This is a genomic window from Planctomycetia bacterium, from assembly GCA_015075745.1.
GTDB lineage: Bacteria > Planctomycetota > Phycisphaerae > UBA1845 > UTPLA1 > UTPLA1.
In genome coordinates this window covers 1,422,093-1,445,732 of the sequence record JABTTW010000001.1, presented here as the reverse complement: position 1 = coordinate 1,445,732, position 23,640 = coordinate 1,422,093, and the positions used below count along the sequence as shown (strand labels likewise).

Sequence of the window (23,640 nt, the reverse complement as noted above, 5' to 3'; positions counted from 1 at the left end):
GACAAGCGTCGTGCCCGATCCAGCGGATCCGAAAGTTCATGCCCACCCATTTAAGCGCGGCGCGGCTGAAGCGCGGGCGGCTGATGCGGCGTGTGCGCGCTCGCCGGTTGCGTACGCGGAGCTCACTGTCACCAGTAACTTCACGTTTCTCACCGGGGCGAGTCATGCGGATGAACTGATCGGGCAGGCCGCGCTGCTGGGGTATCGGGCCATCGCCATCACGGATTGCAACACGCTGGCCGGGATCGTTCGGGGACACGTGGCCGCGAAGGAGGCGGGCCTTCCGTTTGTCGTCGGTTCGCGGCTGCGCTTTGTCGAGCCGACGGGATTGTCGCTCTTTGTTTACCCGACGGATCGCACTTCCTACGGGCGGCTGTGCCGGTTGCTGACGGTCGGCAAGCGGCGCGCGGGCAAGGGCGAATGTCATCTTTGGCTGGATGATCTGGCCGATCATTGCGAGGGTTTGCTGGCCGTTGCGTGGTTTGCATCGCCCGATGATGCGGACGTGCCGGGGGTGATCGGCCGACTGGCCACTTTGTTTGATGACGATCGTTTTTCTCTGGCCATTGCCCGGCTCTATACGGCTCACGACCCTCGCTGCCAGCAGACGGTCATACGTCTTTCACGAGAGATGGGCGTTCCGCTGGTCGCGGTGAATGACGTGCAATATCACATTCCGCAGCGGGCGCCGCTGCACGATGTCATGGCCTGTGTGCGTCATGGCTGCACGCTGGACGAGGCGGGCTTCCGGCTGTTTTCCAATGCGGAACGTCATCTCAAGCCGCCGGAGGAGATGTCGCGGCTCTTCGCGGACCATCCCGAGGCGATCGCGCGGACGGTTGAGATCGCGCGTCGCGCGTCGGGGTTTTCGCTCGATCAGCTTCGCTATGAGTATCCGCACGAGATTTGTCCGCCGGGACTCGCGCCGATGGAGCATCTGCGTCAATTGACGTGGGAGGGAGCCGCCGAGCGATATCCGGAGGGGATTTCGGAAAAAGTCCGCCGGCAGGTTGAGCACGAGTTTCGGCTGATCGACGAACTGGACTACGCGCCGTATTTCCTGACGGTGCACGATCTGGTTCGGTTCGCGCGTTCGCGGGGCATTCTTTGTCAGGGTCGCGGGGCGGCGGCGAACTCGGCGGTGTGCTTTTGTCTGGGGGTCACGGCGGTGGACCCGGACCGTATCAATGTTTTGTTCGAGCGTTTCGTCAGCAAGGAGCGGAGCGAGCCGCCGGACATCGATATCGACTTCGAGCACGAGCGCCGCGAGGAGGTCATTCAATACATCTACGAGAAATACGGCCGCGACCGGGCGGGGCTGACCGCGGAAGTCATCACGTATCGCAGTCGCAGCGCCATCCGCGACGTGGGCAAGACGCTGGGGCTGTCGCTCGACGCGGTGGACCGTATCGCCAAGCGGGTGCATGACTGGCACGAGGACGGTTTCACGATGGACAAGCTCGCGTCGCTTCAGCTCGATCCGAAGGATGCGCAGCTTGGGCTGTTCGTTCGGCTTGTGGCTTTGATCCTCGGGTTTCCGCGTCACCTGTCGCAGCACGTGGGGGGGTTCGTGATTTCGCGCGGGCCGCTGTGCGAGCTGGTGCCCATTGAGAATGCGGCGATGGCGAACCGCACGATCATCGAGTGGGACAAGGACGACATCGAGGCGCTGGGGATGTTGAAGGTGGATGTGCTCGCCCTGGGGATGCTCAGCTGCATCCGCAAGGCGCTGGACATGGTGGAGCGTCATCACGGCCGGTCGCTGTCGCTGGCGACGATTCCGCCGGAGGACCCGCGGGTGTACGACATGATCTGCAAGGCGGACACGGTCGGCGTGTTTCAGATTGAGTCGCGGGCGCAGATGACGATGCTGCCGCGCTTGAAGCCGCGGTGCTTTTACGATCTGGTGATCGAAGTCGCGATTGTCCGGCCCGGCCCGATTGTGGGCGACATGGTGCATCCCTATCTGCGCCGTCGCAACGGTGAGGAGCGGGTCATCTATCCCGATGCGAAGGTTGAGAAGGTGTTGAGCCGGACGCTGGGGGTGCCGCTTTTCCAGGAGCAGGCGATGGCGCTGGCGATTGTCGCGGCGGGCTTCACGGCCGGAGAGGCGGAGATGCTGCGGCGGACGATCAGCGCGTGGAAGAACCGGGGCAAGGACTCGATCCCGCGCTATCGCAGTCGATTCATCGAGGGGATGGTGGGCAACGGGTATGAGCGGGCGTTCGCGGAGCAGTGCTTCGAGCGGCTCAAGGGGTTCAGCGAGTACGGCTTTCCGGAGTCGCACTCAGCGAGCTTCGCGCTGCTCGTTTATGCGTCGGCGTGGATCAAGTGTTATTACCCGGCCGTCTTTGCGGCGGCGCTGATCAACAGTCAGCCGATGGGCTTTTACGCGCCGGCGCAGATCATCCGCGATGCGCGGGATCACGGTGTGACGGTGCGGCCGGTGGACGTGAACCACAGCGCGTGGGACTGCACGCTGGAGGAGGGCGGCGCGGTTCGACTCGGCATGCGGATGGTCAGAGGCCTGCGCGAATCCGACGCCGGCGCGATCCATCAGGCGGTGGGGCAGCGGGGGCCCTTTGCATCGGTGGTCGATCTGTGGCGGGCGAGCGAGGTGTCGGCTCATGCGCTGGAGGTTTTGGCGCTGGCGGATTCCTTTGGGTCGATGGGGCTGGACCGGCAGCAGGCCTTGTGGGCGGTGCAGTCGCTTCGGGGAAAGCCGCTGCCGCTGTTTGACGCCGCCTGGCGCGAGTCGGAGTCGGCGAATCAGCCGGCGTTGCTGCCGCCGGTGTCGGCGCCGGGCGAAGTAGTCCGCGATTACCATGCCGTCGGGCTGTCACTCAAGGCGCATCCGATTTCGTTCATCCGTGAGGTGCTGACGAAGCGCCGCGTCCTCACGGCGGCGCAGATTCGGGACGAGCAGTGCTGCCCGCATGGGCGCATGGCCTGCGTCGCGGGGATCGTGTTGTTTCGGCAGCGGCCGGGGACGGCGAAGGGTGTCATGTTCATGACGCTGGAGGATGAGACGGGCCGCGCCGATCTGATCGTGCGTCCCGGGGTATATCGGCGGTGCGCCACGGCGGCTTTGTACGGCCGGACGATCATCGCCCATGGCCGCGTCGAGCGGGATGGCCGCGTGGTGCACATCCTGCCGAGCCGGATTGAGGAGGTGACGGACGAGACACTCTCGCTGCCGGCGATGTCGCGGGATTTTCGTTAGTGCGAACGCAACCAAGCTGGAATCGGCGAATTGCACTCTGCCGTTTGTGGTCTGGCTCCACGACTCGATAAACACCTTGCCATGATGGTGGTAGAAGAACTCGAAAGACCATGACTCTTGTCAGAGAATTGCATCCACCTACAGAACACCACCAACTCGCGCAGCTAGTGCATATTCGCGAAGGTCCTCGTTCAGGTCTGGATGATCCGCTAAGAACGCGTCAATGATCGGTGGTATTGCGTCCGGATAGTCATAATGAGCATGTCCAAGCCCATGCAAAGCGCTTTTTTGGCAAGCTTGTGACGGCAAAGCAAGAATCCGGCCTAGAACATCAAGTATTGCCAAATCGACAATGCGGTGCTCGGGTCGCTCAGGATAGATCTGTAAGAGACCTGCATCCCACATCATGAAGCAAATCGAATCTGCCGGTCGCCGATGAGGGTGGTCGACTCCGACGTTTTCCGAACATATCTTCGCGAGCAAGTCCTTGAACAGTGTGTATAACGAACTAACGACGCGCAACTGAAGTTCCTGTGGCACGGACTCATCCGCCAAGACAAATACATAATTTGAATTGGCATTCGACAGCAACCGCTCAAGGCCAAGGGCGATCTGCTTCTCGGAAAACCTACCGAGCAAGGCGCAAGGAGCCTCGAATAACTGAGCCAGATACTCTGCTGCAGTCGATGGACACGGACCTGCGGCATCATCCCACTCAGGTCCGCAAGAGGGATGGTCAAAGACTTGCCCAATCCATGCATCAAAATCCTGAGAGTTTTTCACTGTCATTAACGTGTCCTTTGCGCGGCACTTCACAATTAGAAGAGCGACGTCGGGTCCAGTTGCGACTGGAGGACGAAACCGCTGGCGCCGCTTGTCGCGGCGAGCGGGGTCGGATTCGCGCCTGCTGGAACGATGCCGCCGTTGCCGCCGCTTCCGCCGGATGCGCCGCCGCCTCCGCCGCCGAAACGATCGACCGCTGAGACGCCCGGGCCGACCGCGCCGGCCGCGCCGCCTGCGACGGTTGCCGTGCCGCTGTTTGTGATGGTCGGGGCGAGGAAGTGGACGACTCCGCCGCCTCCGCCGCCGCTGGGGCCTTCGTTGCTGTCGCCGGCCTCGCCGTCGCCGCCGTTTGCGGATATGGCGCCGGCATTGGTGATGGAGGTCATGGATGCCATGATGATGACGCCGCCTGCGCCGCCGCCGCCCTCGCCTTCAGCGCCATCGGCGGAAATGTTTGCGTCCGCGGAGTTGGTGATGGCTCCCATGACGAGAATGCGTACGCCGCCGCCGCCGGAGGAGCCCTTGTTGTCGGTGACGCCGCCGGATGCATCTGTTCCCGCCGCGGCGCCGCCGCCGCCGGCCGCCGTCGCGACGGTGGTGACCTGGCGGGCTTCGAACTCGCTGATGCCGAATCCGCCCCGGCCGCCGAATCGTGCCGCGGCGTTGTCACCGGCGTCTCCGGCCTGTGCGGCGATGGTCCCGATTCCCGCGACGGGATCGACCGGACCATTGGCGAGGTCGTCGTTGCCGGGCCCGTCGTGACCGGCGAAGCCGCCGTCGGCGCCGGTGCGGACGACGATGTTTCCATTGTTGGTGAATGTGCCGGTGCAGCGGATGGTCATGCCGCTGGGCAGCATGAGGGTGGCGCCGGCGCTGATGGTCAGATCGGTGAATTGCAGGTTGATCGGCGCCTGAGAGGCGTCGTTCCAGTTTTCATCGCTGCTGACGACGCGTGCGCCGGCCGAGCCGTTGCCATAGATTCTGAGCTGTCCGTCGGTGCCCATGGGGCCGGGCGGTCCTTCGGGGCCGGGGGTGGGCATCTGCATCGGACAACCGCCGCCCGTGCAGGTCATTAAACAGAAGGCAGCGAGAAGGAATGCGTGGAGTCGATTTGATCGAATCATCGTGAATCATCTCCTTCATATGGGCGAGTAGTCCTGATTGTAACAGATGCTTCGTTGATCTTCCTGTGTGTGGCGGAAGCGAAGCGAGGGCCGAAGCACCGAAGCGCTTCGACCCTCGCGGTCGTGAACCTGATCCTTACTTGCGGCGTCGTCGTCCGAGGCCTGCACCGCAGAGCCCCAGCATTCCGGCCATCATCGGCATGGCCGACCCGGCACCGCAGAAACCGTTCCGGTTGTCGTTGTTGTCCTCATCCGGCGGAAGAGGATTGCCACCGACGTCGGGATCGACCGGGTCCTGATCGAGGCAGTTCGGCGTTCCGTCGCCGTCGGTGTCGAGGTTGTCGTCCTCGCCGGCACACACGTCGCAATCATCGATGACGCCGTCGTTGTCGCTATCGACCTCACACTCATCGGGCACGCCGTTGGTGTTGCAGTCTTCGCTGGTGCCGTCGGCCAGGTCCTGGGCATCGTCGATGCCGTTGGAGTTGCAGTCGGTGATCGGCTGCTGGGGCTGGACGCCGTTGGTGGTGAACCGCACGACGAACAGGCTCTGGCTGCTGTTGTTGAACAGCCGCAGCTCGGCGTCGCGATTGCCGGCCGCGAGCGGTGCGACCTTGACGGACGCGGTCACCTGGGCACCCGGCGACAGGTTCGCGCTCGCCAGCGCCGTCGAGTACTCGCCGGCGGCGGCGCCACCGAAGTTGATGTTGGAGACGTTGAGCGTAGCGTTACCGACGTTCTTGACGATCAGGGACGCCGTTGCGCTGTCGCCGATCTCGACGTCGCCGAGGTCCACGGTGTTATTGTGGGGCACGACGACGTTGTTCACGCGAACTTCCATCACCGGGGCTGCGGGCTGAACGCCTGAACCGCTGAGGATGAAGCTGAAGTTCGCCTGGTCGGGATCATTGTTGGGGATGGTCATGACGGCCTGTCGCACGCCGGCTGCACTCGGCAGAAAGCTGACGGCGAGATTGCCCGTCGAACCCGGGGCGATCGTGCTCTGGAGCAGGGTGAAGCCATAGTCGGCCGCGCCCGGTCCGGCAAGGGTGATCTGACCGATGGTCAGGTTTGCATCGCCACTGTTGGTGATGGCGAGTGTTCGACTGGCCGACTGGCCGAGGTTGACGTTGCCGAACTGGACGGTCGTTCCGTCGAAGACGTTTTGACCGGCGGTGACGTTGAAGAGACCGAACACGGGGGCGGTCTGCGGCTGGGGCTCGGGCTGGGCCTCGATGGCGCTGTTGCTGATCGTCAGGCGGTAGCGCTGTACGTCGTCGATGCCGTCGTTCGAGTAGATGTTGGCCAGCATGTAACCGAAGCCAAAGGCACCGTAGGGGATCGGCGGGTGGTATTCGGCCTCGCCGGCGTCGTTGAAGTTGATCTGGGCCAGGAGCGTCAGGTGATCGGATGACACGGACGTTCGGGTGTAGAGCTTCAGGGCCAGATTGCGGGCGGCCTTGGAGTTGACCGTCGAGGTGTTATTGGGGTTGTCCTGCGGCGCCTGGGTGTAGGTGGAGCCGATGGGCTCGACGCGGATGGCGATGGGCGTGCCGGGGTCAGCACCGAAGCCGTACCAGTCGGAGGCGTTGTCGCGCTCCAGGGCGAGGTCTTCGAGGACGTGCGTGATGACGCCATGGGTGGCGACGGATCGAAGCGTGCCGTTGATGAACTCGTTGTTGGCGGGTTCGTCGTTGTACTCGGCCCAGTCGCCGTAGATGAACTGCGCGCCGCGGATGTCGTCGTCCTGTGGGCCGTCGAAGTTGGTATTGAGGTAGGGCTCCATGAGCTTGGTGTTGTCGGTGGGCATGTTGTGCTTCAGGCCCAGGCCGTGGCCGTGCTCGTGCATGATGGTGTTGCGAAGTGAGCGGAAATCGTTGACCGAGTTCGCGAAGGTGGCCATGTCGTTGCTGTCGAAGACCATGTCGCCGCCGAACTGCGGGTAATGGTTGACGGCCAGCGGCGTTCCGAGGGGGATCATGCCGATGCGGACATCGCCGCGGGCATTGAGCTGGCCGAGGGCGCCCCAGACCTGACCGTCATCAGCTACTTCGACGTAGGTGATGTTGGTGAGCTCGCTCCAGCGATTCATCGCCTGGGCGAATTCGGCCTTAAAGGCGGTCATGCCGCCGGGGAAGCTGCCGTTCATGCGGGCGAAGAGGTCGCTCGGGCCGTTGCCGTAGCTGGTGTTGATTTGGGTTCCGTCGGGCATGAAGCTGTAGGTGATGGTCAGGGGCATTCCCTCGGCGACCGTGCCGTTGGTCGCGGTGTAGGTCCAGCGGCTGCCCTGCGGTTGAAAGGCCGCCATGACGTCGTCGTCGGGGAGCGATTTGAGAAATGTCTGAACGTCGGTCGCCGTCGCATCGGCGTCGAACATCACGCTCATTTCCGGAAGCTCAAGGCAGGCCGCGCCGTCGGCGTCGGCATGGACATGTGCGGCATTAAGTACACGAGCCGTGATTGGCTGCATGAGTCGAGTGATCGCGGTCTGGCGATCGGCGGCCTGAAGCACCGGCTGTGCGGCGGAAGGTCGCGCGAAGACGATGACCGTTGCCAGGGCGACGGTCAGGATCAGGTTCGCTGAGTTGTTTCGTTTCGTGGTCATGTTCGTGACTCCTTCGGTTCGAGGTTTCGTTGTCCCATTCAGCCGGCCGGGGGCCTGTGAGGTGACGGGCTCTTGATCACTCTCACAGGCCCACCTCCACTGGCCGGCCTACCTTTGTCACGAACAGGGGGAGCGGGCGGACCGCGAATCTCGAAATAGGCAAAAATGCTCGATTGCGGCCCCGTAGAGGCCCTTTTCAGGGGCGTGGGCTGAATGTCATGACGTGTGGGACGTGCCCGATTTCTGGCAGAAACTCCACGGGCGTGGTGAAACTCCGTAAAATGGCCTCTCGCCGGGTTTTTCGGTAAGTCATCTCGTCAAGGCAGGCTCATGACCAGCGAATCCACACCCCCTTCTGACGAAACCCTGATCGAATCTCTTCGGAAGGGCGACACCACGGCCACGGATGAATTGACCCGCCGCTACTGGTCGCCCCTGCATCGATTTTGTGCCTCTTACCTGGGGGACGATGCGCTGGCCGAGGACGTGGTGCAGGAGACGTTTTCGAAGATTGCGACGACGACTGAGCTGCCCGCCGGATCGGCGAGGCCGTGGCTCTACAAGGTGGCCCGCAATCGCTGTCTGGATATTCTGCGCCGACATCAGCGCAGCCCGACGCATAACCGGCTGATTCGCACCGGGTTTGACGCGGCGCAGTCGACGGCGGGGCCGCATACGCGGGCGGCGCGGGAGGAGCGGGCGGAGATCATTCGACAGATCATCGCTCAGATGCCTGCGGAGTATCGCGAAGTGTTGATGCTCAAGCACTTCGACGGATTCTCGCGCGAGGAGATGGCGCAGACGCTGGGCATCACGGAGGCCGCGGTGAAGGGGCGGCTGGTTCGGGCATCGGAGTTTCTGCGAGAACGCCTGGAGGGTCTTTCCGGGACGAATCCATGACTTGCGGGATGTCGAACGATCGCCTTTGGGCCTGGGTACACGATGAAGAGGACGACGACGCATTGTGCGCCGAGATTGCGCGGCACGTCGAGGATTGTGCGGAGTGCGGCCGGCGCGCGGCGGAGATGCGTGCGCTGCTCGGCGACATTGGAGATGCCGCACAGGCAGTGCCGGTTACTTTGGCGGCGCCGCCGGATTTCATCGGGCCTTACCGGATCATTCGCAAGATCGGTCAGGGCGGGATGGGGGTTGTTTATGAGGCCGAGCAGCCCGAGACGCAGCGGCGCGTGGCGCTGAAGGTCATCATCGGGGGACGGCACGTTAGCGATTTGCAGATCAAGCTGTTTCAACGGGAGATCATCTCGCTGGCGCGGCTGAATCATCCGGCCATCGCCGCGATCTATCAGGCGGGCCGGACCGAGGACGGCAACCACTACTTCGCCATGGAACTCGTCGATGGCGTGACGCTGCTCGATGATGCGACGGTGGCGTCGGGCGATCGCTCGGCGGCGGCGATGGGGCGGAAGCTCGAACTGTTCATGAAGATCTGCGACGGCGTCAACTACGCGCACCAGCGGGGCGTCATTCACCGCGACCTGAAGCCGAGCAATATTCTGATGACGGCGGGCGGGCAACCGCGCATTCTGGATTTCGGTCTGGCCAGAATCATCGACGACGAGGGCGCCGACGGGCGGTCGCTGGTCATGGAGAGCGGCCGGCTCGTCGGAACGCTTCCGTACATGAGCCCGGAGCAGGCGCGGGGCAGCGCCGACGGGATTGATTTGCGCAGTGACGTGTATGCGCTGGGGGTGATTCTCTATCAGATGCTGACCGGGGAGATGCCGTACCGGCTGGACAGCCACTCCATCCTGGAGAAGGTTCGCATTATCTGCGATCGCGAGCCGGAGCACCCGAGAAGACTGGCGCCTGAGATTCCGCGTGACGTGGCGACGATTAATCTCAAGGCGCTGGCGAAGGACCCGGCGCGGCGGTATCAGAGCGTCGCGGCGATGGCGGAGGACATCGATCGGTTTCGCAAGGGCTATCCGATCCACGCGCGGCCGTTGAGCACGGTTTATCACCTTCGCAAGATGATCTCGCGGCACAAGATTCCTGCGATGCTGATGGGGCTGTTGATCGTGTCCATTGCGGTGACAGGAGTCGTCGCGGTGGTGCAGGCGCGGCGGATTGCCGGGGAGGCGGCGAAGAAGTCGCGCATCATTGCGGAATTTGAGGCGCTTTATGAGGCGGCCGACCCGTGGAAGGCGGGGCGGCGTGATGTGACGGTGTTGGAGACGCTGAACGCGCGCTCGCGGGAGATCGAGGCGGAGCTGGAAGACGATCCGCTGGTTGCGGCGGCCGTGCGCAATACGATGGGAATGACCTATCTGAGCTTCAGCGAATTTGACGGGGCGGAGTCGCACCTTTCATTTGCGCTTTCGACGCGCGAGCGCCTGCTTGGCGACGCGGACGCGGAAACGGCCGAGAGCCTGAATGACCTCGGGGAGCTTCGGTATTTTCAGGAGCGACTCGATGATGCGGAGGAACTGTGGCGTCGGGCCCTGGCGGCTCGGCGGGAGAGTGGGTCACAGGCCGACGTGGCCGAGACGCTTAACAACATCGGCAATCTCCTCCGGCGGCGCGGGAAGCTCGACGAGGCCGAGCGCCACTTGAAGGAGTCGCTGCTTTTGCGACGGCGGGTGTATGCCGATGCGGAGACGCGGCAGCCTAACAGCCTCAAGGAGCGGCGCCGCGCTGCCAATGACGTGGCACAAACGCTGAACAATCTCGGCGGTCTCTACCGAAGTCGCGCCGACGCCGATTCGGTCCGGGAGGCGGAGCGCTGTTATCGTGAGGCCCTGCGCATTCGCCTCGGGGCGTTCGGACCGGATCACCCGGAGGTCGCGAAGATGCAGAATAATCTCGGGAAGTTTCTCGAGGAGCAGGGCGACATGGCCGGGGCGACGGAAGCGTATCGCGAGTCGCTGCGGATCATGCAGCGCGACGAAGGATTGGGGCGCGACCACCAGTACATTGCTCGGGTTTTGCATAACCTGGCGAGTCTGGCATGGCGGGGGGGCGATGCGGGCGCGGCTGGGCGTTTTTGCGAGGAAGCACTGGAGATGCGTATCCGCGTACTTGGCGAAACGCACCCGGAGACGGCCGAGTCGCGCCGGCTGCTGACGGAGATTCAAACGGGCCAGGGCGCGGGGGGGCAAGCAAGTGCGACGCCGCCTGCGGGGCATGAGGCAGGATCGCGGCAAGACTGATTTTTCGCGATTGGTGATGATTCATCGCCGATGTCGGGTCCTGCGTGCCGGGCCTGTAAATTTCCGGGGACACAGCTTAGAATCCCGGAGATTCGCAAATAACGGGAAGCAATTCCTGGTCTGGCAAACTATCCTCTCCTGTCTTGCGCGACCGAATTAATCGCGGTTCGCAAACTGCTTGCGGCGCGCCCTGGCGACTTGGCGCGGGAGCGGAAAACGACGTCTTCAAGGGAGCATTCAATGACGGAAAAGAAGGACAAGCCCATACTCACGACGGCGGATGGATGTCCGATTGGCATGCAGCAGGCACTGACGGCCGGCGAGCGCGGTCCGGTGCTGATGCAGGACGTCCAGCTTCTCGAGCAGATGCAATTGTTCAATCGTGAGCGGATTCCCGAGCGCGTTGTGCATGCCAAGGGTTCCGGAGCTCACGGCACATTCACCGTTACCCATGATATTTCCAAATACACAAGAGCTGATTTCCTGAGCAAAGTCGGCAAGAAGACGGATGTGGTCGCCCGATTCTCCACGGTTGCCGGCGAGCGCGGCGCCGCTGACGCCGAGCGCGATGTTCGCGGATTCTCCCTGAAGTTCTACACGGACGAAGGCAACTGGGACATGGTGGGCAACAATACGCCGGTCTTCTTCGTCCGCGATCCGTACAAGTTTCAGAACTTCATTCATACGCAGAAGCGCGATCCCAAAACAAACCTGCGCGACATGGACATGCAGTGGGACTTCTGGTCACTTTGCCCCGAGTCGCTGCATCAAGTCACCATTTTGTTCAGCGATCGCGGCATCCCGGCCAGCCTGCGAAACATGAATGGGTACGGCAGCCACGCCTACTCCCTGATCAACGCCAAAGGCGAGCGCATCTGGTGTAAGTTCCACTTCAAGACCATGCAGGGCATCAAGTGCTGGATGGACGATGAGGCGGCGAAGCGGATCGGCGAGGACCGCGAGACGCACCAGCGGGACCTGTTCACCTCGATTGAGAAGGGCGAATTCCCCAAGTGGCGGTTCTGCATTCAGGTCATGACGCAGGCCCAGGCGGACAAGTTTCAGTGGAACCCGTTCGACCTAACCAAGGTCTGGCCGCATGCGGAGTTCCCGCTGATCGAGGTGGGGATTCTCGAACTGAATCGGAACCCTGAGAATTATTTTGCCGAGATTGAGCAGGCCGCGTTCAGCCCCAGCTCGCTGGTGCCGGGCATCAGCACGAGCCCTGACAAGATGCTGCAAGCGAGACTGATGAGCTATCAGGACACGCACCTGTACCGTCTCGGCGTGAATTATCGCGAAATTCCCGTCAACAAGCCGCGCTGCCCGGTGATGAATTACTCGAGGGACGGCGCGATGGCGACGGCGAGCAACTACGGCGGTCGGCCGAATTACTGGCCGAATTCGCGCGAGGGCGCGCCCGAGCCCGACGCGCGGTTCAAGGATCCCGCGTGGAATCTCGGTCAGGTCATCGTCGATCGATACGATTCAACCGTGGACCACGATGATTTCACCCAGGCGGGCAATCTCTATCGAATGTTCGACAACGGGCATCGGGACCGGCTGGCGACGCGCGTCGCGGGCGTGCTGGGCCAGGCGCGGAAGGAAGTCCAGATGCGGCAGCTCTGCCATTTCTTCAGGGCGGACGAGGACTACGGGGCTCGTGTAGCCAAGAGGCTGGGGATCGACGTGTCCGAGTTTCAGAAGAAGGGCGCCGCCGTTCCTCAGACCGCATGACGTAGGCAGGACAATGCGGCGGTACCGCAGTTTGGAGTGCGGCGTCGGCACCTGCGCTACACTTGAGGGGCAGCGAAGTGTAACACTGCGCGGTATTGCGCTTCAGATCGGGCTGCCGAGGGTCGGGGAGTAGATGCGGAAATGCGTGGCGTGGGAGCCACTACGGTCGCGTCGTAGCGGTGGTCGGTCCATGGGAACGCCTTGCCGACCGACGAGACCGGCAGCTTGCCGCAGGTGGACGAGCCGCAGTCCGTCTCGCTCGCCGCCCACGCGCCCGCGCCGCCATCCGCCGCCGCGTCCCACTTCTCAATAAACACCTTGCCGTAGGGGTCTTAGCCCGCATATTTCATCAGTGATCTTCGAATGGTGATGGACGGAGTTTTTCGGCTTTGTGCGTGAGCGGAGGGATGAAGGTGGAGGTTGGGGCGCGCAGAGCCCCCTTACCCCCAAGCGGTGATCAGGTTGTTTTTCGGGTCATGATGGGGCGGGCGGGATCAGGCGGAGTCGTGGAACCAGGGATCGCCACAGGTCCTGCAGGGGGCAGCTGCTCGACAGTCGCAGTACGACGCGGCGCACGGAGACGACCACCCGCGCGGCGACCTTGAGGAGTTTCAGGCGAATGGTGTTCACCTGGGCCTCGGCCAGTTCGGTGCCGGCCAGGGCCGTGCGGCGCAGCGTTTCCACCAGGACGTAGGCCGCCGAGGACAACAGCAGCCGGAACTGATTGGCCAGGAAGGCGTGGCAACTGGTGCGATCGGCGAAGAGCCCGAGCTGCTGCTCCTTGATGCGGTTCTCCATGTCGCCGCGGGCCGTGTACAGACCGTCGTAGATATCGTTCGGCGTGCGGTCGGTCAGGTTGGTCACCACGAATCGAACGTTGGGCCCCTGAACCAGCCGCTCGGCCTTGACGATCACGCGGCGCGGGCGATCCCAGGTCTGCGCCGCGTACTCGATCTCGTGGAAGTTCCGCACCTTCTGCTGCGTGGTGGCGAACTGGGCCTCGGCCGCCTGCATGAAGGACTCGGCCGCTTTCTCCAGGACGGTGTTGCGGGCCAGGCCCAGCACGTACTTGACGCCGTGCCGGTCGCACCATTTCATCATTCGCCGGCGGCAGAAGCCGGAATCCCCGCGGACGATGATCCGCACCCCGGGCCACGCCTGTCGCAAGCGCTGCACCAGCAGCTTCAGGATGGGCCAGGCGTGATGGGCCCCGTCGATGTTGCTGGGCCGCAGGTAGGAGACCAGCAGCCGCGAGCCGCAGAACACATACAGCGGTAGGAAGCAGTGGTGGTCGTAATAGCCGTGGAAGAAGCGGCCTTCCTGGTTGCCGTGGATCGGATCGTCGGTCGCGTCGAAGTCGAGGATCAATTCCTCCGGCGGCGATTCATAGGACGCGATGAACTGCTCCACCAGCACACGCGACATTCGTGCCAGGTCGCCGCGCGTGACGCGGTTCTCCAGCCGGCACAAGGTCGGACTGCTGGCCAGCGGCTCATCCGCGCTCGGCGGCCGCCCGGTCAGGACCGCCAGCACGGGATCGCTCCGCAGGGCTTGATGGTCGTTGAGATCTTCGTAGCCCATCGCAATGGCAAAGATGCGCTGGGCCAGCATGACCCGCTGGTCATGTTGAATTCGGGCCGGATCACGCGGGTCGTTGATGACCCCGGCCAGTTGATCGACCAGGCCCAGACGCCGCTCGACCTCCCGAAGCAGCAGACCCCCGGCGTCTGAGGTGAGCGTTCCGCCTGTGAAATCGGCCACGATTTTCTTGCGGCCGAGACTGGAAAAGAACATCGGTTTGCTGTTACAGTCTGTCACGAAAAAGCCTCCCTGCCTATGGACCGGAATGTTCTTACGAAACCCCAGTCTACAGGGCTTCGAGGCTTTTTCTATTCCTATTCAACGCCGACCTGATGAAATATTCGGGTTAGGTGTACCGCTCGACCAGCTCGCCCGCGTCATTCACGAGGCCGATCACGCTGCCCAGGGCGTCGTGCAGGTAGTGGAACACCCATCGACGTACGGCGTCGGCAGCAACGGGACCGCCAAGGGTCGGCAGCGCCAACAAGAACATCGATCGCGTCCGCTGTCAGAAGCTCCTGGGCGGGTTGCTCCCCCACTACTACCGCGCCGCGTAGCGGGTCTACCGATCATCCACGTCGCCAGCCCGGACTCGAATGAGATTCGAGTAAAATGCCGCTGGGCGCCTGCACCGGTTCGCGAGTCTAACGCTTCTTCTAGCACGTCGTTTTCACGGGCGCGCATCCAAATGACGTCGGTCCGAAACTGAATTGAAAGCTCCGCGACAATTTGGCCCCTCGCTGGTGGACCCGCGCGAGATCGGCTAACATAATCTGATTCGATTAACTCTCCATACGTCAATAGGTTTCTTGAAGGTGCCAAAAGACGATCAAACAGAGATCCCAGCTCGATCAAACCAGTAATTTTGCAGAGCTTGATTAATGAAATCTCGAGTGTACGAATCTCGGTCGCGAACAAAGAGCAGATAGGAAACTATGGCTGCTGACTCAGGACGGCTAAAAACGGAAAGCCTGTGGGACGCCGCCTGAAACCATGTTCGCTCTCCGTACCTTTCCGGATTTACCTTCTTGATCTTGGATTCGTCTAATAGACCGTGGTAGAGATAAAAGGAAGGATTTACATTCTTGAGAGCTCCCTCAACGTCTGCGATGAGATAGGCCGGTATGAAAAAGTGAAATGCCTCGTCAGATAGGAAACTCAAGGCGGAGCCAAATCCATCGGGCGAATTGTCGAGAAACTCTGGAGTAAGATCTCGCCAGTCGTGCTTTCCAGAGAATTCCTCTTCCGTAAGAAAAGGCTCGTCGCCTTCGTCACTTCCTCGGAGGCACCAATCGCCAGGATGTCGAACACCGGAGAACGCCTCCTGGATCATTTGTCGCACGTCATGTTTCGAATCCATCGCAGAAGTCCTATTTACTCTAGCTACGCGCGGATTTGTAAACGTTTGTAAGCGATGAAGACAATGCATCGTCCTGCTACTTATTACAACCATGGCCGGGACGTTCGTGCCTCTTGAAGCAGTGATTGGCGATTCCCTGCGAGACACACGTCCCCATTGCAGTCGCAGACTGGTTTGCCGCAGTTTGGTGACCTAAGTTTCCGCCCCCAAAGCACAGCATGTTGATTCTGTTTCTCGCGGCATTGCAGGCGGCATTCTTTGCAAGATTCGCAAGTATGGTCTTGCAGTCTGACACGCCGACACAACTTCGCTCACCTGCCTTCTCCTTGCACGCCATTTCAACTGCCGCTTGCAATGCATCATGTTGGCCTGGGGTGCAATCTCCGCGCCTACGGTATCCATCTCTAAATCTCCGTTCGATCGCTCTTCGTAGCCTCCATGCCCTGTCCGCAATTCTCTCCGCCGCGCGAGATATTACGTTAGCTGTTTCGCGAACGCCATCTCTCAGACCTTCGTAAACCGCATCTCTGCAACTTGGCGTCGCCATGCATGCAGTAAGAGTCAATCCGAATGATGCCGCGATGGTCTCGGCAGTGGAGAGGCCGACGACAGCACCGGCTACAAGCGGAACAGCGTCTCCAAAAGGATCAGTAAAAACAACGGGATTACTACGCATCGCCTCATAAAGATTGACCCCGTCGATGTACTCGGCAGGATCCCGTTGCAGCCAGCGGCCGAGGGTCGGCGAGTAGGTGCGGTAAAGCGTGGCGTAGAGCCCGACGGCCGCGTCGTAGCGGTGGCCGGTCCACAGGAACGGGTTGCCGATCGAGGAGACCGGCAGCTTGCCGCTGGTCGGCTCGGCGGATGCAAGCCACGCCCCCGCGCCGCCGTTGGCCGCCGCGTCCCACTTCTCGATGAACACCTTGCCGTAGGGGTCGTAGGTGTATTGCTCGACAAGTTCGCCCGCGTCGTTCACGAGGCCGATCACGCTGCCGAGCACATCGTGCAGATAGTGATAGGCGGCCGACGGCACCGAGACCGGCGGGTCCTCCGGGTTGGGGAAGTTGATCGTGTACGTCTGCATGGCCACGACTTCAGGATACCGCTGGGGGTCGCCGTGGACAAAGTCGCGGACCAGTAGCGGGGCCGAGGTGCATGAGCCGACGCTGGCCGCCCCGCCGCACTCGTATTCCTGAATGACCTCCAGGCCGAAATAGACGTGCCGAGTCTTGCGCGGCGCGGGATTTGCCCCGACACCGTCGGTCCGCCCGGCGAAAGTCCGATCTCTGAAGGAGAAAGAATTGTTCCAAGAAAAATGGAGCCGAAGGGAGTCGAACCCTCGACCTCTTGCATGCCATGCAAGCGCTCTCCCAACTGAGCTACGGCCCCTTGGGAAACCATGCGTTTCCGGGGATCAGGCATTAGAAAGTCGGATCGCAGGCGTGTCAAGATTCGGCGTTCCTGCACGGCCGATTCGGCCGCCGGGTCATCAACGCCCCAGTGTCGGTCGGGCCGGTCATCCGCATCGCGACGGAACATGACGATTGCCGCAGTCGCATCGTTTGCACGAGTGACTTGGGGCGGCCGATAGGGTCATGACGCGGTCAGGGCAAGCGCGGCATGGTCCCGGCGAACGGCCCGCCGGCACGCCTCAGGGCGCCTTGGACGAACGCGAGAGCGGCACTCCTGCACCATCCGGGCGGCGCGATCCGGCGGTCTCGGTCATCGCCGGTGGGCGCTATACAATCGGGGCCATTCGTGCTAAATCTGCCACTGGTTGAACAGATCATACGCGGTGATTTCGGCCGTCTGATGGGGCGAGGCCGCCGCGCCGCGTGGAGGCCATCACATGTTCAGGTTTCTTACTTTTCTTATCAGCGCAGGTGCCATCATGGCGACATCGAACGTCTTTGCGGAGAGCGGGATTCATCTGGCCGAGGACGGCGGCGGCGGCGGCGCGGTTCACTTTGAGAAGCGGGCGGACGTGCCCGAGAAGTGCCGATGGAACCTCGCCGAAATCTTCAAGAGCGACGCGGATTTCGAGGCGGCCTTCAAGAAGATCGAGGGTCTTATTGAGTCGTTCAAGAAGTTCAAAGGCACGCTCGGCAAGTCAGGCGATTCGCTATTGGCCGGGCTCAAGGCGCGGGATGAGCTTGCTTCTGAGCTGGATCGTGTGACGCTGTACGCGGGCCTTTCGTATCACGAGGACATGAGCGTCAGCGCCACGCAGGGTCGTTGGGATCGGGCGCAGTCGCTGGGCACGCGGGCGTCCGAGGGGCTGAGCTGGCTCGTTCCGGAGATTCTGCAAATCGCACCGGAGACGGTCCACGACTGGATGGCCCGCAGCGACGCTCTGGCCGTCTATCGGCATTACATCGAGGACATCCATCGGCAGCGCGCCCATTATCTCTCCGCGCGGGAAGAGGAGCTATTGGCGATGGCCGGTGACGTGGCGTCGGCCCCCGAGAGCGTCTATGGCCTGTTGACCAATACGAATCTCGATTTTCCGAAGATTAAAGACGAGAGCGGCAAGGAGATTCAGCTCAGCTCGGCGCGATACTACAACCTCATCTTTTCAAAAGATCGCCGGGTGCGCAGAGACGCCTTCATCGGCATGCACGAGACCTACCAGGCAAAGGCCAACACGCTGGCGGCGCTTTTGTCCGGCCATGTGAAGCAGCACATGTTCTTCGCGAAGGCACGCGGATTTGCCAGTGCCCGGGAGGCGGCGCTGAACGGGCCGAACATTCCGGTGTCGGTTTATGACAACCTGGTGCAGACGGTGGGCCGGCACGTGGACAAGCTGCATCGGTATGTCCGACTGCGCAAGAAACTGATGGGCCTGGAGGACGTGCATCAGTACGACCTGTATGTGCCGATGGTGGAGGCCCAGACGCCGTACATCGGTTACGACGATGCCGTGGGCACGATCCTCAAGGGGCTGGCGCCGTTGGGCAGCGATTATACCGGCACGCTGAAGAAGGCGTTTGAGTCGCGCTGGATTGATGTCTATGAGACGCCGAACAAGCGGAGCGGGGCATATTGCTGGGGCGCCTATCTGACGCATCCATACCTGTTGCTGAACTACACGGGGACGATGAACGATCGTTCGACGGTCGCCCACGAGATGGGCCACGCGATGCACTCGTGGTACACGGTGAAGCACCAGCCGCTGGTCTACGGCGACTATGCGACCTTCTGCGCCGAGGTAGCCAGCACGGTCAACGAGGTGCTGCTCGCGCACTACCTCCTCAACAACGCAGCGGACGATACGCAGCGGCTGCTGATCCTTCAGCAGCAGATCGAAGGCATCCGCACGACGGTATTCCGGCAGACGATGTTCGCCGAGTACGAGATGCTCTTTCACAGTCTGGCCGAGAGCGGCACGCCGCTCACCGGCGAGCTGCTCATGAGCAAGTACGCCGAACTGGTCGCCAAGTATTATGGGGCGGATTGCGCCGTGGACGAATGCGGGGCCGCCGAGGGGCTGCGCATTCCGCACTTCTACCGGAACTTCTACGTATATACCTACGCGACGAGTCACTGCGCGGCTACGAACATCGGCCGACGTATCATTGATAACGAGAAGGGCGCCGTCGAAGGGTTGATGAGCTTTCTATCCGCGGGCAGCAGCAAGTATCCGCTGGATATTCTCAAGCTGGCCGGCGTGGATATGACCAACCCGAAGCCCATCGAAGACACGATGGCGCAGTTCGACTCGTTGCTGACGGAGTTCGAATCGCTCTACGAGAAGCATGCAAAGCGCGCGGCCCGATGAATCGTGGCCGTGCCGGAGAACCAGGAGATGCGCGTCGTTTCATTGAACATCGGCCGGCCGCAGATCGTCATGTGCGGGGGACAGCAGTACAGCACGTCGATTAATCGCCGCCCGGTAGAGGGGCCGCTTGAGGCGACGCCATTGGGCTTCGTGGGCGATCGAGTCTCGAACGAGAAATCCCACGGCGGACCGGATAAGGCGGTCTGCTGTTACCCTCACGAACACTACGCGCACTGGTCGCCGATTCTCGGGCGAGAATTGGAAGTGCCTTCCTTTGGGGAGAATCTCACGACGCAGGGGATGCTGGAGAGCGACGTCTGCATCGGCGATGTCTTTCGCGTCGGCGGCGCGGAGATGCAGGTCTCCCAGCCGAGGCTTCCTTGTTTCAAGCTGGCCGGAAAGCTCGGCGAGCAGCGGATTATCAAGTGGATTCTTGAGAACCAGTTCAGCGGCTTTTATTTCCGCGTTCTTAAGCCGGGGGCGGTTCAGGCGGGGGACCCCGTCGAGCGAATCAGCCATCCCCACCCTGACCTGTCGATTGCCCGCATGGTTCAACTGAAGTCGCAGCCGGTCCCGGACCCCGTGCTTTGCGGGCGTTTGGCGGCCCTTTCGGATCTGTCAGAGAGCTGGCGGGAACATTTTCGCCAGCCGGACCGCCGTCCCGCCTGAAAAAGGGCTGTTTCCCAACGCAATATGTCCAACTCGGGAGGCGTTTGGATACGCATGGGGAGCCGAGTGTCATGTCCCGGGCGATGGTGGGAGACCGGGGCCGATCGGGTCATAGCCGCCCGACCGTTTTGAGTGAGGAGTGGAGTTCGATGAGAAAGTCGTCCCGTGCCTGCGCGGCCGTGTTCGGCCTCGCGCTATTGGGAGCTGCGCGCTCCGTCGTGGCTCAGCCTTTTCCCCCTGTGCCGGTGCCGCCGGAGAACCCCATCACGGAGCAGAAGCGCATTCTGGGCAAGCTTCTGTTCTGGGACGAGCAATTATCCTCTGACAATACGATTTCCTGCGGCACGTGCCATCGGTCCAGTGTTGCTGGCGCGGACAGCCGCAACATTCGAAGCGCCGGCGTCGATGCCACGATCAATACACCGGACGACATCTTCGGCTCGCCGGGCGTCATTCGCAGCGGCAGCGACAATCGTTACCTAAGTGACGCGGTATTCGGGCTGAATCCGCAGATCACGCCGCGCGCGGCGAATTCTTTCATCCTTGCCATGTTCGCGCCGGACCTTTTCTGGGATGGTCGTGCGCGGACGACGTTTGTGAATCCCGCGACGGGCCTGGTGAGTATCGCCAACAACGGGGCGCTGGAAAGCCAGGCGATCGGCCCGATTCTCAGCAGCGTTGAAATGGCGCACGACGCGCGAAACTGGCCGGAAGTGCTGGCCAAATTGGCGATCGTCACGCCGATGATTGTGGCGACGAATCTGCCGGCTGACATGGCCGCGGTGCTCGCCGGGAACCCGAGCTATCCCGATTTGTTCGCGGCTGCCTTCGGCGATCCCGCCATCACCGCCGAGCGCATCGCATTCGCCATCGCCACTTACGAGCGCACGCTTGTCCCGAATCAGACGCCGTGGGACGCATTCGTCGCGGGTAACGGGGCGGCCATGACGCCGCAACAGGTTCAGGGATGGAACACCCTCCAGGCGTCACCGTGCCTGGTGTGTCACACGCCGCCGCTCTTCACCAACAGCAGTTTCCAGAACCTGGGCCTGCGACCTGTGCCCGAAGACCGAGGCAGACAGAATACAACCGGTGTGTTCAACGATCGGGGGAGGTTCAAGGTGCCGACCCTGCGCAATGTCGGTCTGAAACGCACATTCATGCACAACGGTCAGTTCACGACGCTTCCGCAGGTGATCGGGTTTTATGCCAATGGCGCGGCACAGTTTCCGGAAAACAAGTCGCCGATCCTGCCCATCGGGTTGCCTCCGCCGACGGTGCCCAATGTCGTCAACTTTCTGCAAAACGGCCTGACCGATCCGCGCGTCGCGGCCGAGACTTTCCCGTTTGATCGTCCGCGGCTGCATACGGAAGGCCCGCCGAATCCATCGCAGACCGGCATCGGCGTCACGGGCAGCGGCGGCATCACGCCGCGCATGATCGCGGTCAGCCCGCCGAATCTGAACAACATCGACTTCAAGATCGGCGTGTCCTCGGCGCTGGGCGGTGCGGAGGCCTTTGTTGCGATGTCCACGAGTCCGCCGGTGGGCGGGGCCCTGGTGAGTCCGACGCTGCACGGGCCGATCACGCTCGATGGCGTCGGCAATGGCGCAGGCATCGGCACGTGGCAGTGGCCGATCGACCAGGCGGCCGTCGATTCGTGCGACGTGTATCTGCAATGGCAGATGACCGACCCTGCCGCGGCGGGTGGCATCGCCATGACACCGATCGCTCACTTGAGAATGATTCCCTACACCTGCGGGGGCGACATGAACTGCGACGGCGTGGCGAATGGTCTGGATATCCAGGCGTTTGTCGAGGCCGTGCTGGACCCCGCGGCGTACGCCCTCAACTATCCCGGCTGCAACCCGGCCCACGGCGACATGAACGCGGACAATCTGGTCAATGCGGTCGATGTCGTGGACTTTGCGGAGTCGGTGATGGAGTAAGCCGCATCGCTGGCGGGATTTCGCGCTATTCGGCGGCCGAGGCGGAGGTCTCTGCTGTAGAGTCTTCACGGAACACCCAGCGCGAGGTCTGGCCGTTTTTCAGTTGCAGCTTCTTCGGACCCCATGTGTCGCACAGCGAGCGTCCAATGCCTGTGACCTCGCCCTCTGTCGCGCAGTCCAGGGTCTGCGTACGATGGGGTTCGCATCGTATCACGAATTTGTCGTCAAGATAGACGAGAATCGAGCGATCGGTTCGGTTGACCAGCCGGATGACCGGCCGAGAGGTCGGTACGGCCGGCGCCGATCCTGTCGAGCTTCCCGCGGTTAACGCGATCGCCACCAGCGCCATCAACGACACTTTGAGCAATTGAGCGGAAGACATACCGATCTCCTGAGTCAATGAGCAGGAACGAGTCAAATGGCGCATCGGCGAGCGCCGCGGCAGAAAGAGAGTAATTCCGCCAGGGGGGTGGGGGCCGAAGCGGCTTATCAGCATGATCCGGGGGGATCTACTCAGCCGCCGATCTGGGACATCTGACGGGTGCCGAAGTAAGAGTGCACTTCAGGCTTGAAGGCGACGCAGCGGATGAAGGCGTCGTGCAGCTCGGAGGCGAGCGAATCTCCGCCACCCGCGGACCCGCGCAGCAACGGTCGAAGCTCGACTTCCCCGCCGTCGAACAGACAACTGCGAAGTTGCCCCTCGGCGGTGAGTCGCAGTCGATTGCATGTCTCACAGAACGGCTTGGACATGGCGCTGATGAATCCGATGCGCCCAGCCGCCTGGTGGACTTTCCAGACTTTCGCGGGACCGTGGCCCGAGTCGGGGGAGGACGGCTCCAGCGGTCCGAAGGCCGATTCGATGTGCGAGCGAATCTGCGACTCGGAAATGAATCGCGCCTCGTATTCGCCGCCCAGCGCCGTGCGGCCCAGCGGCATATACTCGATGAATCGAACGGTCACGTCGGTCTCGGTCGTCAAGCGGGCGAAGTCTGCGTACTCGTCGTCGTTGATGCCGTGCATGGCGACGCAGTTGATCTTCGGATGTTTGAAGCCGGCGGCGACGGCGGCGCGAATGCCGCGCCAGACGTCGTCGATGTTCGCCCCGCGCGTGATCCCGCGAAACCGCTCGCGGTCCAGCGTGTCGAGACTCACTGTCAGTCGATCGAGGCCGGCGGACTTCAGCGCGACGGCGTATTCGTTCAGCAACGCGCCGTTGGTCGTCATGGAAAGCTCAGTCACGCCGGACAGGGCGCGGAGCATGGCGATGAGCCGGGGAAGATCGTGGCGGACGAGCGGCTCACCGCCGGTGATCTTGAAAGCCGTGATGCCATGCCGGACCGCGGCGGCGGCGATCGCGCGGATTTCCTCGAAATTCAGCAGCGTCTCGCGGGGCACCCAGTCGAGCTTGTCCTCCGGCATGCAATAAACACACCGGAAGTTGCAGCGATCGGTGACGCTGACGCGGAGCGTCCTGACGGCGCGAATTTCTCGCGGGCCGACGATCGAATCGGGCCGGATATCCACTTGGGCGATGGGAAGTGCGACTGACACAATCGTAGATCGTACCACAACATGGCCGGCAGGGAAAAATAACGCCTGCCGCCGCCTCGTTTGACCCCCGCGGTAGCGATCAGCAAAATGCGGCCTGAACAGGTGTAATG

Annotated in this window: 16 protein-coding genes and 1 tRNA gene; 7 read left to right on the top strand and 10 right to left on the bottom strand. The window is 62.2% G+C overall.

The features are described 5' to 3' along the window. The first annotated feature begins 10 nt into the window (after window positions 1-10). On the top strand, window positions 11-3,223 hold the full coding sequence (locus HS101_05650; GenBank protein ID MBE7505757.1) for an error-prone DNA polymerase: 3,213 nt from the start codon (window positions 11-13) through the stop codon (window positions 3,221-3,223). 138 nt (window positions 3,224-3,361) lie between these two features. On the opposite strand, the gene HS101_05645 is transcribed toward HS101_05650, so the two are convergent. The 3 genes from HS101_05645 to HS101_05635 all read right to left on the bottom strand — a co-directional run bounded on the left by HS101_05645 (window position 3,362) and on the right by HS101_05635 (window position 7,735). Next, the gene (locus HS101_05645; GenBank protein MBE7505756.1) at window positions 3,362-4,012 is read right to left on the bottom strand and encodes a hypothetical protein; all 651 of its coding nucleotides are present in this window, start codon (window positions 4,010-4,012) and stop codon (window positions 3,362-3,364) included. Between the two features lie 29 nt (window positions 4,013-4,041). Further along, window positions 4,042-5,130 carry a hypothetical protein gene (locus tag HS101_05640; GenBank protein MBE7505755.1) on the bottom strand — a complete coding sequence of 363 codons (1,089 nt, stop codon included), beginning with the start codon at window positions 5,128-5,130 and terminating at the stop codon, window positions 4,042-4,044. Window positions 5,131-5,266: 136 nt separating this feature from the next. Beyond that, window positions 5,267-7,735: a choice-of-anchor D domain-containing protein gene (locus HS101_05635; protein MBE7505754.1), complete on the bottom strand. Its 2,469-nt coding sequence runs from the start codon at window positions 7,733-7,735 to the stop codon at window positions 5,267-5,269. Between the two features lie 330 nt (window positions 7,736-8,065). Between HS101_05635 and HS101_05630 the strand changes: the two genes are divergently transcribed. The 3 genes from HS101_05630 (at window position 8,066) to HS101_05620 (ending at window position 12,642) form a co-directional block, all read left to right on the top strand. Beyond that, window positions 8,066-8,635 (top strand): sigma-70 family RNA polymerase sigma factor, encoded by a 570-nt coding sequence (locus HS101_05630; GenBank protein ID MBE7505753.1) that lies wholly within the window; start codon window positions 8,066-8,068, stop codon window positions 8,633-8,635. A gap of 8 nt (window positions 8,636-8,643) precedes the next feature. Next, window positions 8,644-10,905: a serine/threonine protein kinase gene (locus HS101_05625; GenBank protein MBE7505752.1), complete on the top strand. Its 2,262-nt coding sequence runs from the start codon at window positions 8,644-8,646 to the stop codon at window positions 10,903-10,905. A 240-nt stretch (window positions 10,906-11,145) separates the two neighbouring features. Further along, on the top strand, window positions 11,146-12,642 hold the full coding sequence (locus HS101_05620) for a catalase (protein MBE7505751.1): 1,497 nt from the start codon (window positions 11,146-11,148) through the stop codon (window positions 12,640-12,642). 474 nt (window positions 12,643-13,116) lie between these two features. On the opposite strand, the gene HS101_05615 is transcribed toward HS101_05620, so the two are convergent. The 5 genes from HS101_05615 to HS101_05595 form a co-directional block, all read right to left on the bottom strand. Next, complete coding sequence (locus HS101_05615) at window positions 13,117-14,436, bottom strand: IS1380 family transposase (protein MBE7505750.1); 1,320 nt, start codon at window positions 14,434-14,436, stop codon at window positions 13,117-13,119. A 133-nt stretch (window positions 14,437-14,569) separates the two neighbouring features. Continuing rightward, window positions 14,570-14,716 carry a hypothetical protein gene (locus tag HS101_05610; protein ID MBE7505749.1) on the bottom strand — a complete coding sequence of 49 codons (147 nt, stop codon included), beginning with the start codon at window positions 14,714-14,716 and terminating at the stop codon, window positions 14,570-14,572. A 336-nt stretch (window positions 14,717-15,052) separates the two neighbouring features. After that, a complete protein-coding gene (locus tag HS101_05605) occupies window positions 15,053-15,583 on the bottom strand; it encodes a hypothetical protein (GenBank protein ID MBE7505748.1) in 531 nt (176 codons plus the stop codon). Window positions 15,584-15,659: 76 nt separating this feature from the next. Then, window positions 15,660-16,667, bottom strand: coding sequence for a hypothetical protein (locus HS101_05600; protein MBE7505747.1), 1,008 nt, complete (start codon window positions 16,665-16,667; stop codon window positions 15,660-15,662). Window positions 16,668-16,899: 232 nt separating this feature from the next. Then, window positions 16,900-16,972 (bottom strand) — tRNA-Ala (locus tag HS101_05595). Between the two features lie 460 nt (window positions 16,973-17,432). Here HS101_05595 and pepF point away from each other — a divergent pair. The 3 genes from pepF to HS101_05580 all read left to right on the top strand — a co-directional run bounded on the left by pepF (window position 17,433) and on the right by HS101_05580 (window position 21,979). Then, entirely contained in the window at window positions 17,433-19,361 is a 1,929-nt protein-coding gene (gene pepF / locus HS101_05590) for an oligoendopeptidase F (protein ID MBE7505746.1), read from the top strand. Window positions 19,362-19,370: 9 nt separating this feature from the next. Beyond that, window positions 19,371-20,030 carry an MOSC domain-containing protein gene (locus tag HS101_05585; protein MBE7505745.1) on the top strand — a complete coding sequence of 220 codons (660 nt, stop codon included), beginning with the start codon at window positions 19,371-19,373 and terminating at the stop codon, window positions 20,028-20,030. Window positions 20,031-20,179: 149 nt separating this feature from the next. Next, window positions 20,180-21,979 carry a hypothetical protein gene (locus HS101_05580; protein ID MBE7505744.1) on the top strand — a complete coding sequence of 600 codons (1,800 nt, stop codon included), beginning with the start codon at window positions 20,180-20,182 and terminating at the stop codon, window positions 21,977-21,979. A gap of 25 nt (window positions 21,980-22,004) precedes the next feature. Here the strand turns inward: HS101_05580 and HS101_05575 are convergent, their stop codons facing one another. Both HS101_05575 and moaA read right to left on the bottom strand, forming a co-directional pair. Next, window positions 22,005-22,361 carry a hypothetical protein gene (locus tag HS101_05575; protein ID MBE7505743.1) on the bottom strand — a complete coding sequence of 119 codons (357 nt, stop codon included), beginning with the start codon at window positions 22,359-22,361 and terminating at the stop codon, window positions 22,005-22,007. 131 nt (window positions 22,362-22,492) lie between these two features. Continuing rightward, on the bottom strand, window positions 22,493-23,530 hold the full coding sequence (gene moaA / locus HS101_05570; GenBank protein MBE7505742.1) for a GTP 3',8-cyclase MoaA: 1,038 nt from the start codon (window positions 23,528-23,530) through the stop codon (window positions 22,493-22,495). Window positions 23,531-23,640 lie beyond the last annotated feature (110 nt).

Excerpts from the sequence above, each read along its gene's own strand:
- HS101_05645 (MBE7505756.1), bottom strand. The coding sequence starts at position 4,012 with ATGACAGTGAAAAACTCTCAGGATTTTGATGCATGGATTGGGCAAGTC.
- HS101_05640 (MBE7505755.1), bottom strand. The coding sequence starts at position 5,130 with ATGATTCGATCAAATCGACTCCACGCATTCCTTCTCGCTGCCTTCTGT.
- HS101_05635 (MBE7505754.1), bottom strand. The coding sequence starts at position 7,735 with ATGACCACGAAACGAAACAACTCAGCGAACCTGATCCTGACCGTCGCC.
- HS101_05630 (MBE7505753.1), top strand. The coding sequence starts at position 8,066 with ATGACCAGCGAATCCACACCCCCTTCTGACGAAACCCTGATCGAATCT.
- HS101_05625 (MBE7505752.1), top strand. The coding sequence starts at position 8,644 with ATGTCGAACGATCGCCTTTGGGCCTGGGTACACGATGAAGAGGACGAC.
- HS101_05620 (MBE7505751.1), top strand. The coding sequence starts at position 11,146 with ATGACGGAAAAGAAGGACAAGCCCATACTCACGACGGCGGATGGATGT.
- HS101_05615 (MBE7505750.1), bottom strand. The coding sequence starts at position 14,436 with ATGTTCTTTTCCAGTCTCGGCCGCAAGAAAATCGTGGCCGATTTCACA.
- HS101_05610 (MBE7505749.1), bottom strand. The coding sequence starts at position 14,716 with ATGTTCTTGTTGGCGCTGCCGACCCTTGGCGGTCCCGTTGCTGCCGAC.
- HS101_05605 (MBE7505748.1), bottom strand. The coding sequence starts at position 15,583 with ATGGATTCGAAACATGACGTGCGACAAATGATCCAGGAGGCGTTCTCC.
- HS101_05600 (MBE7505747.1), bottom strand. The coding sequence starts at position 16,667 with ATGCAGACGTACACGATCAACTTCCCCAACCCGGAGGACCCGCCGGTC.
- pepF (MBE7505746.1), top strand. The coding sequence starts at position 17,433 with ATGTTCAGGTTTCTTACTTTTCTTATCAGCGCAGGTGCCATCATGGCG.
- HS101_05580 (MBE7505744.1), top strand. The coding sequence starts at position 20,180 with ATGAGAAAGTCGTCCCGTGCCTGCGCGGCCGTGTTCGGCCTCGCGCTA.
- HS101_05575 (MBE7505743.1), bottom strand. The coding sequence starts at position 22,361 with ATGTCTTCCGCTCAATTGCTCAAAGTGTCGTTGATGGCGCTGGTGGCG.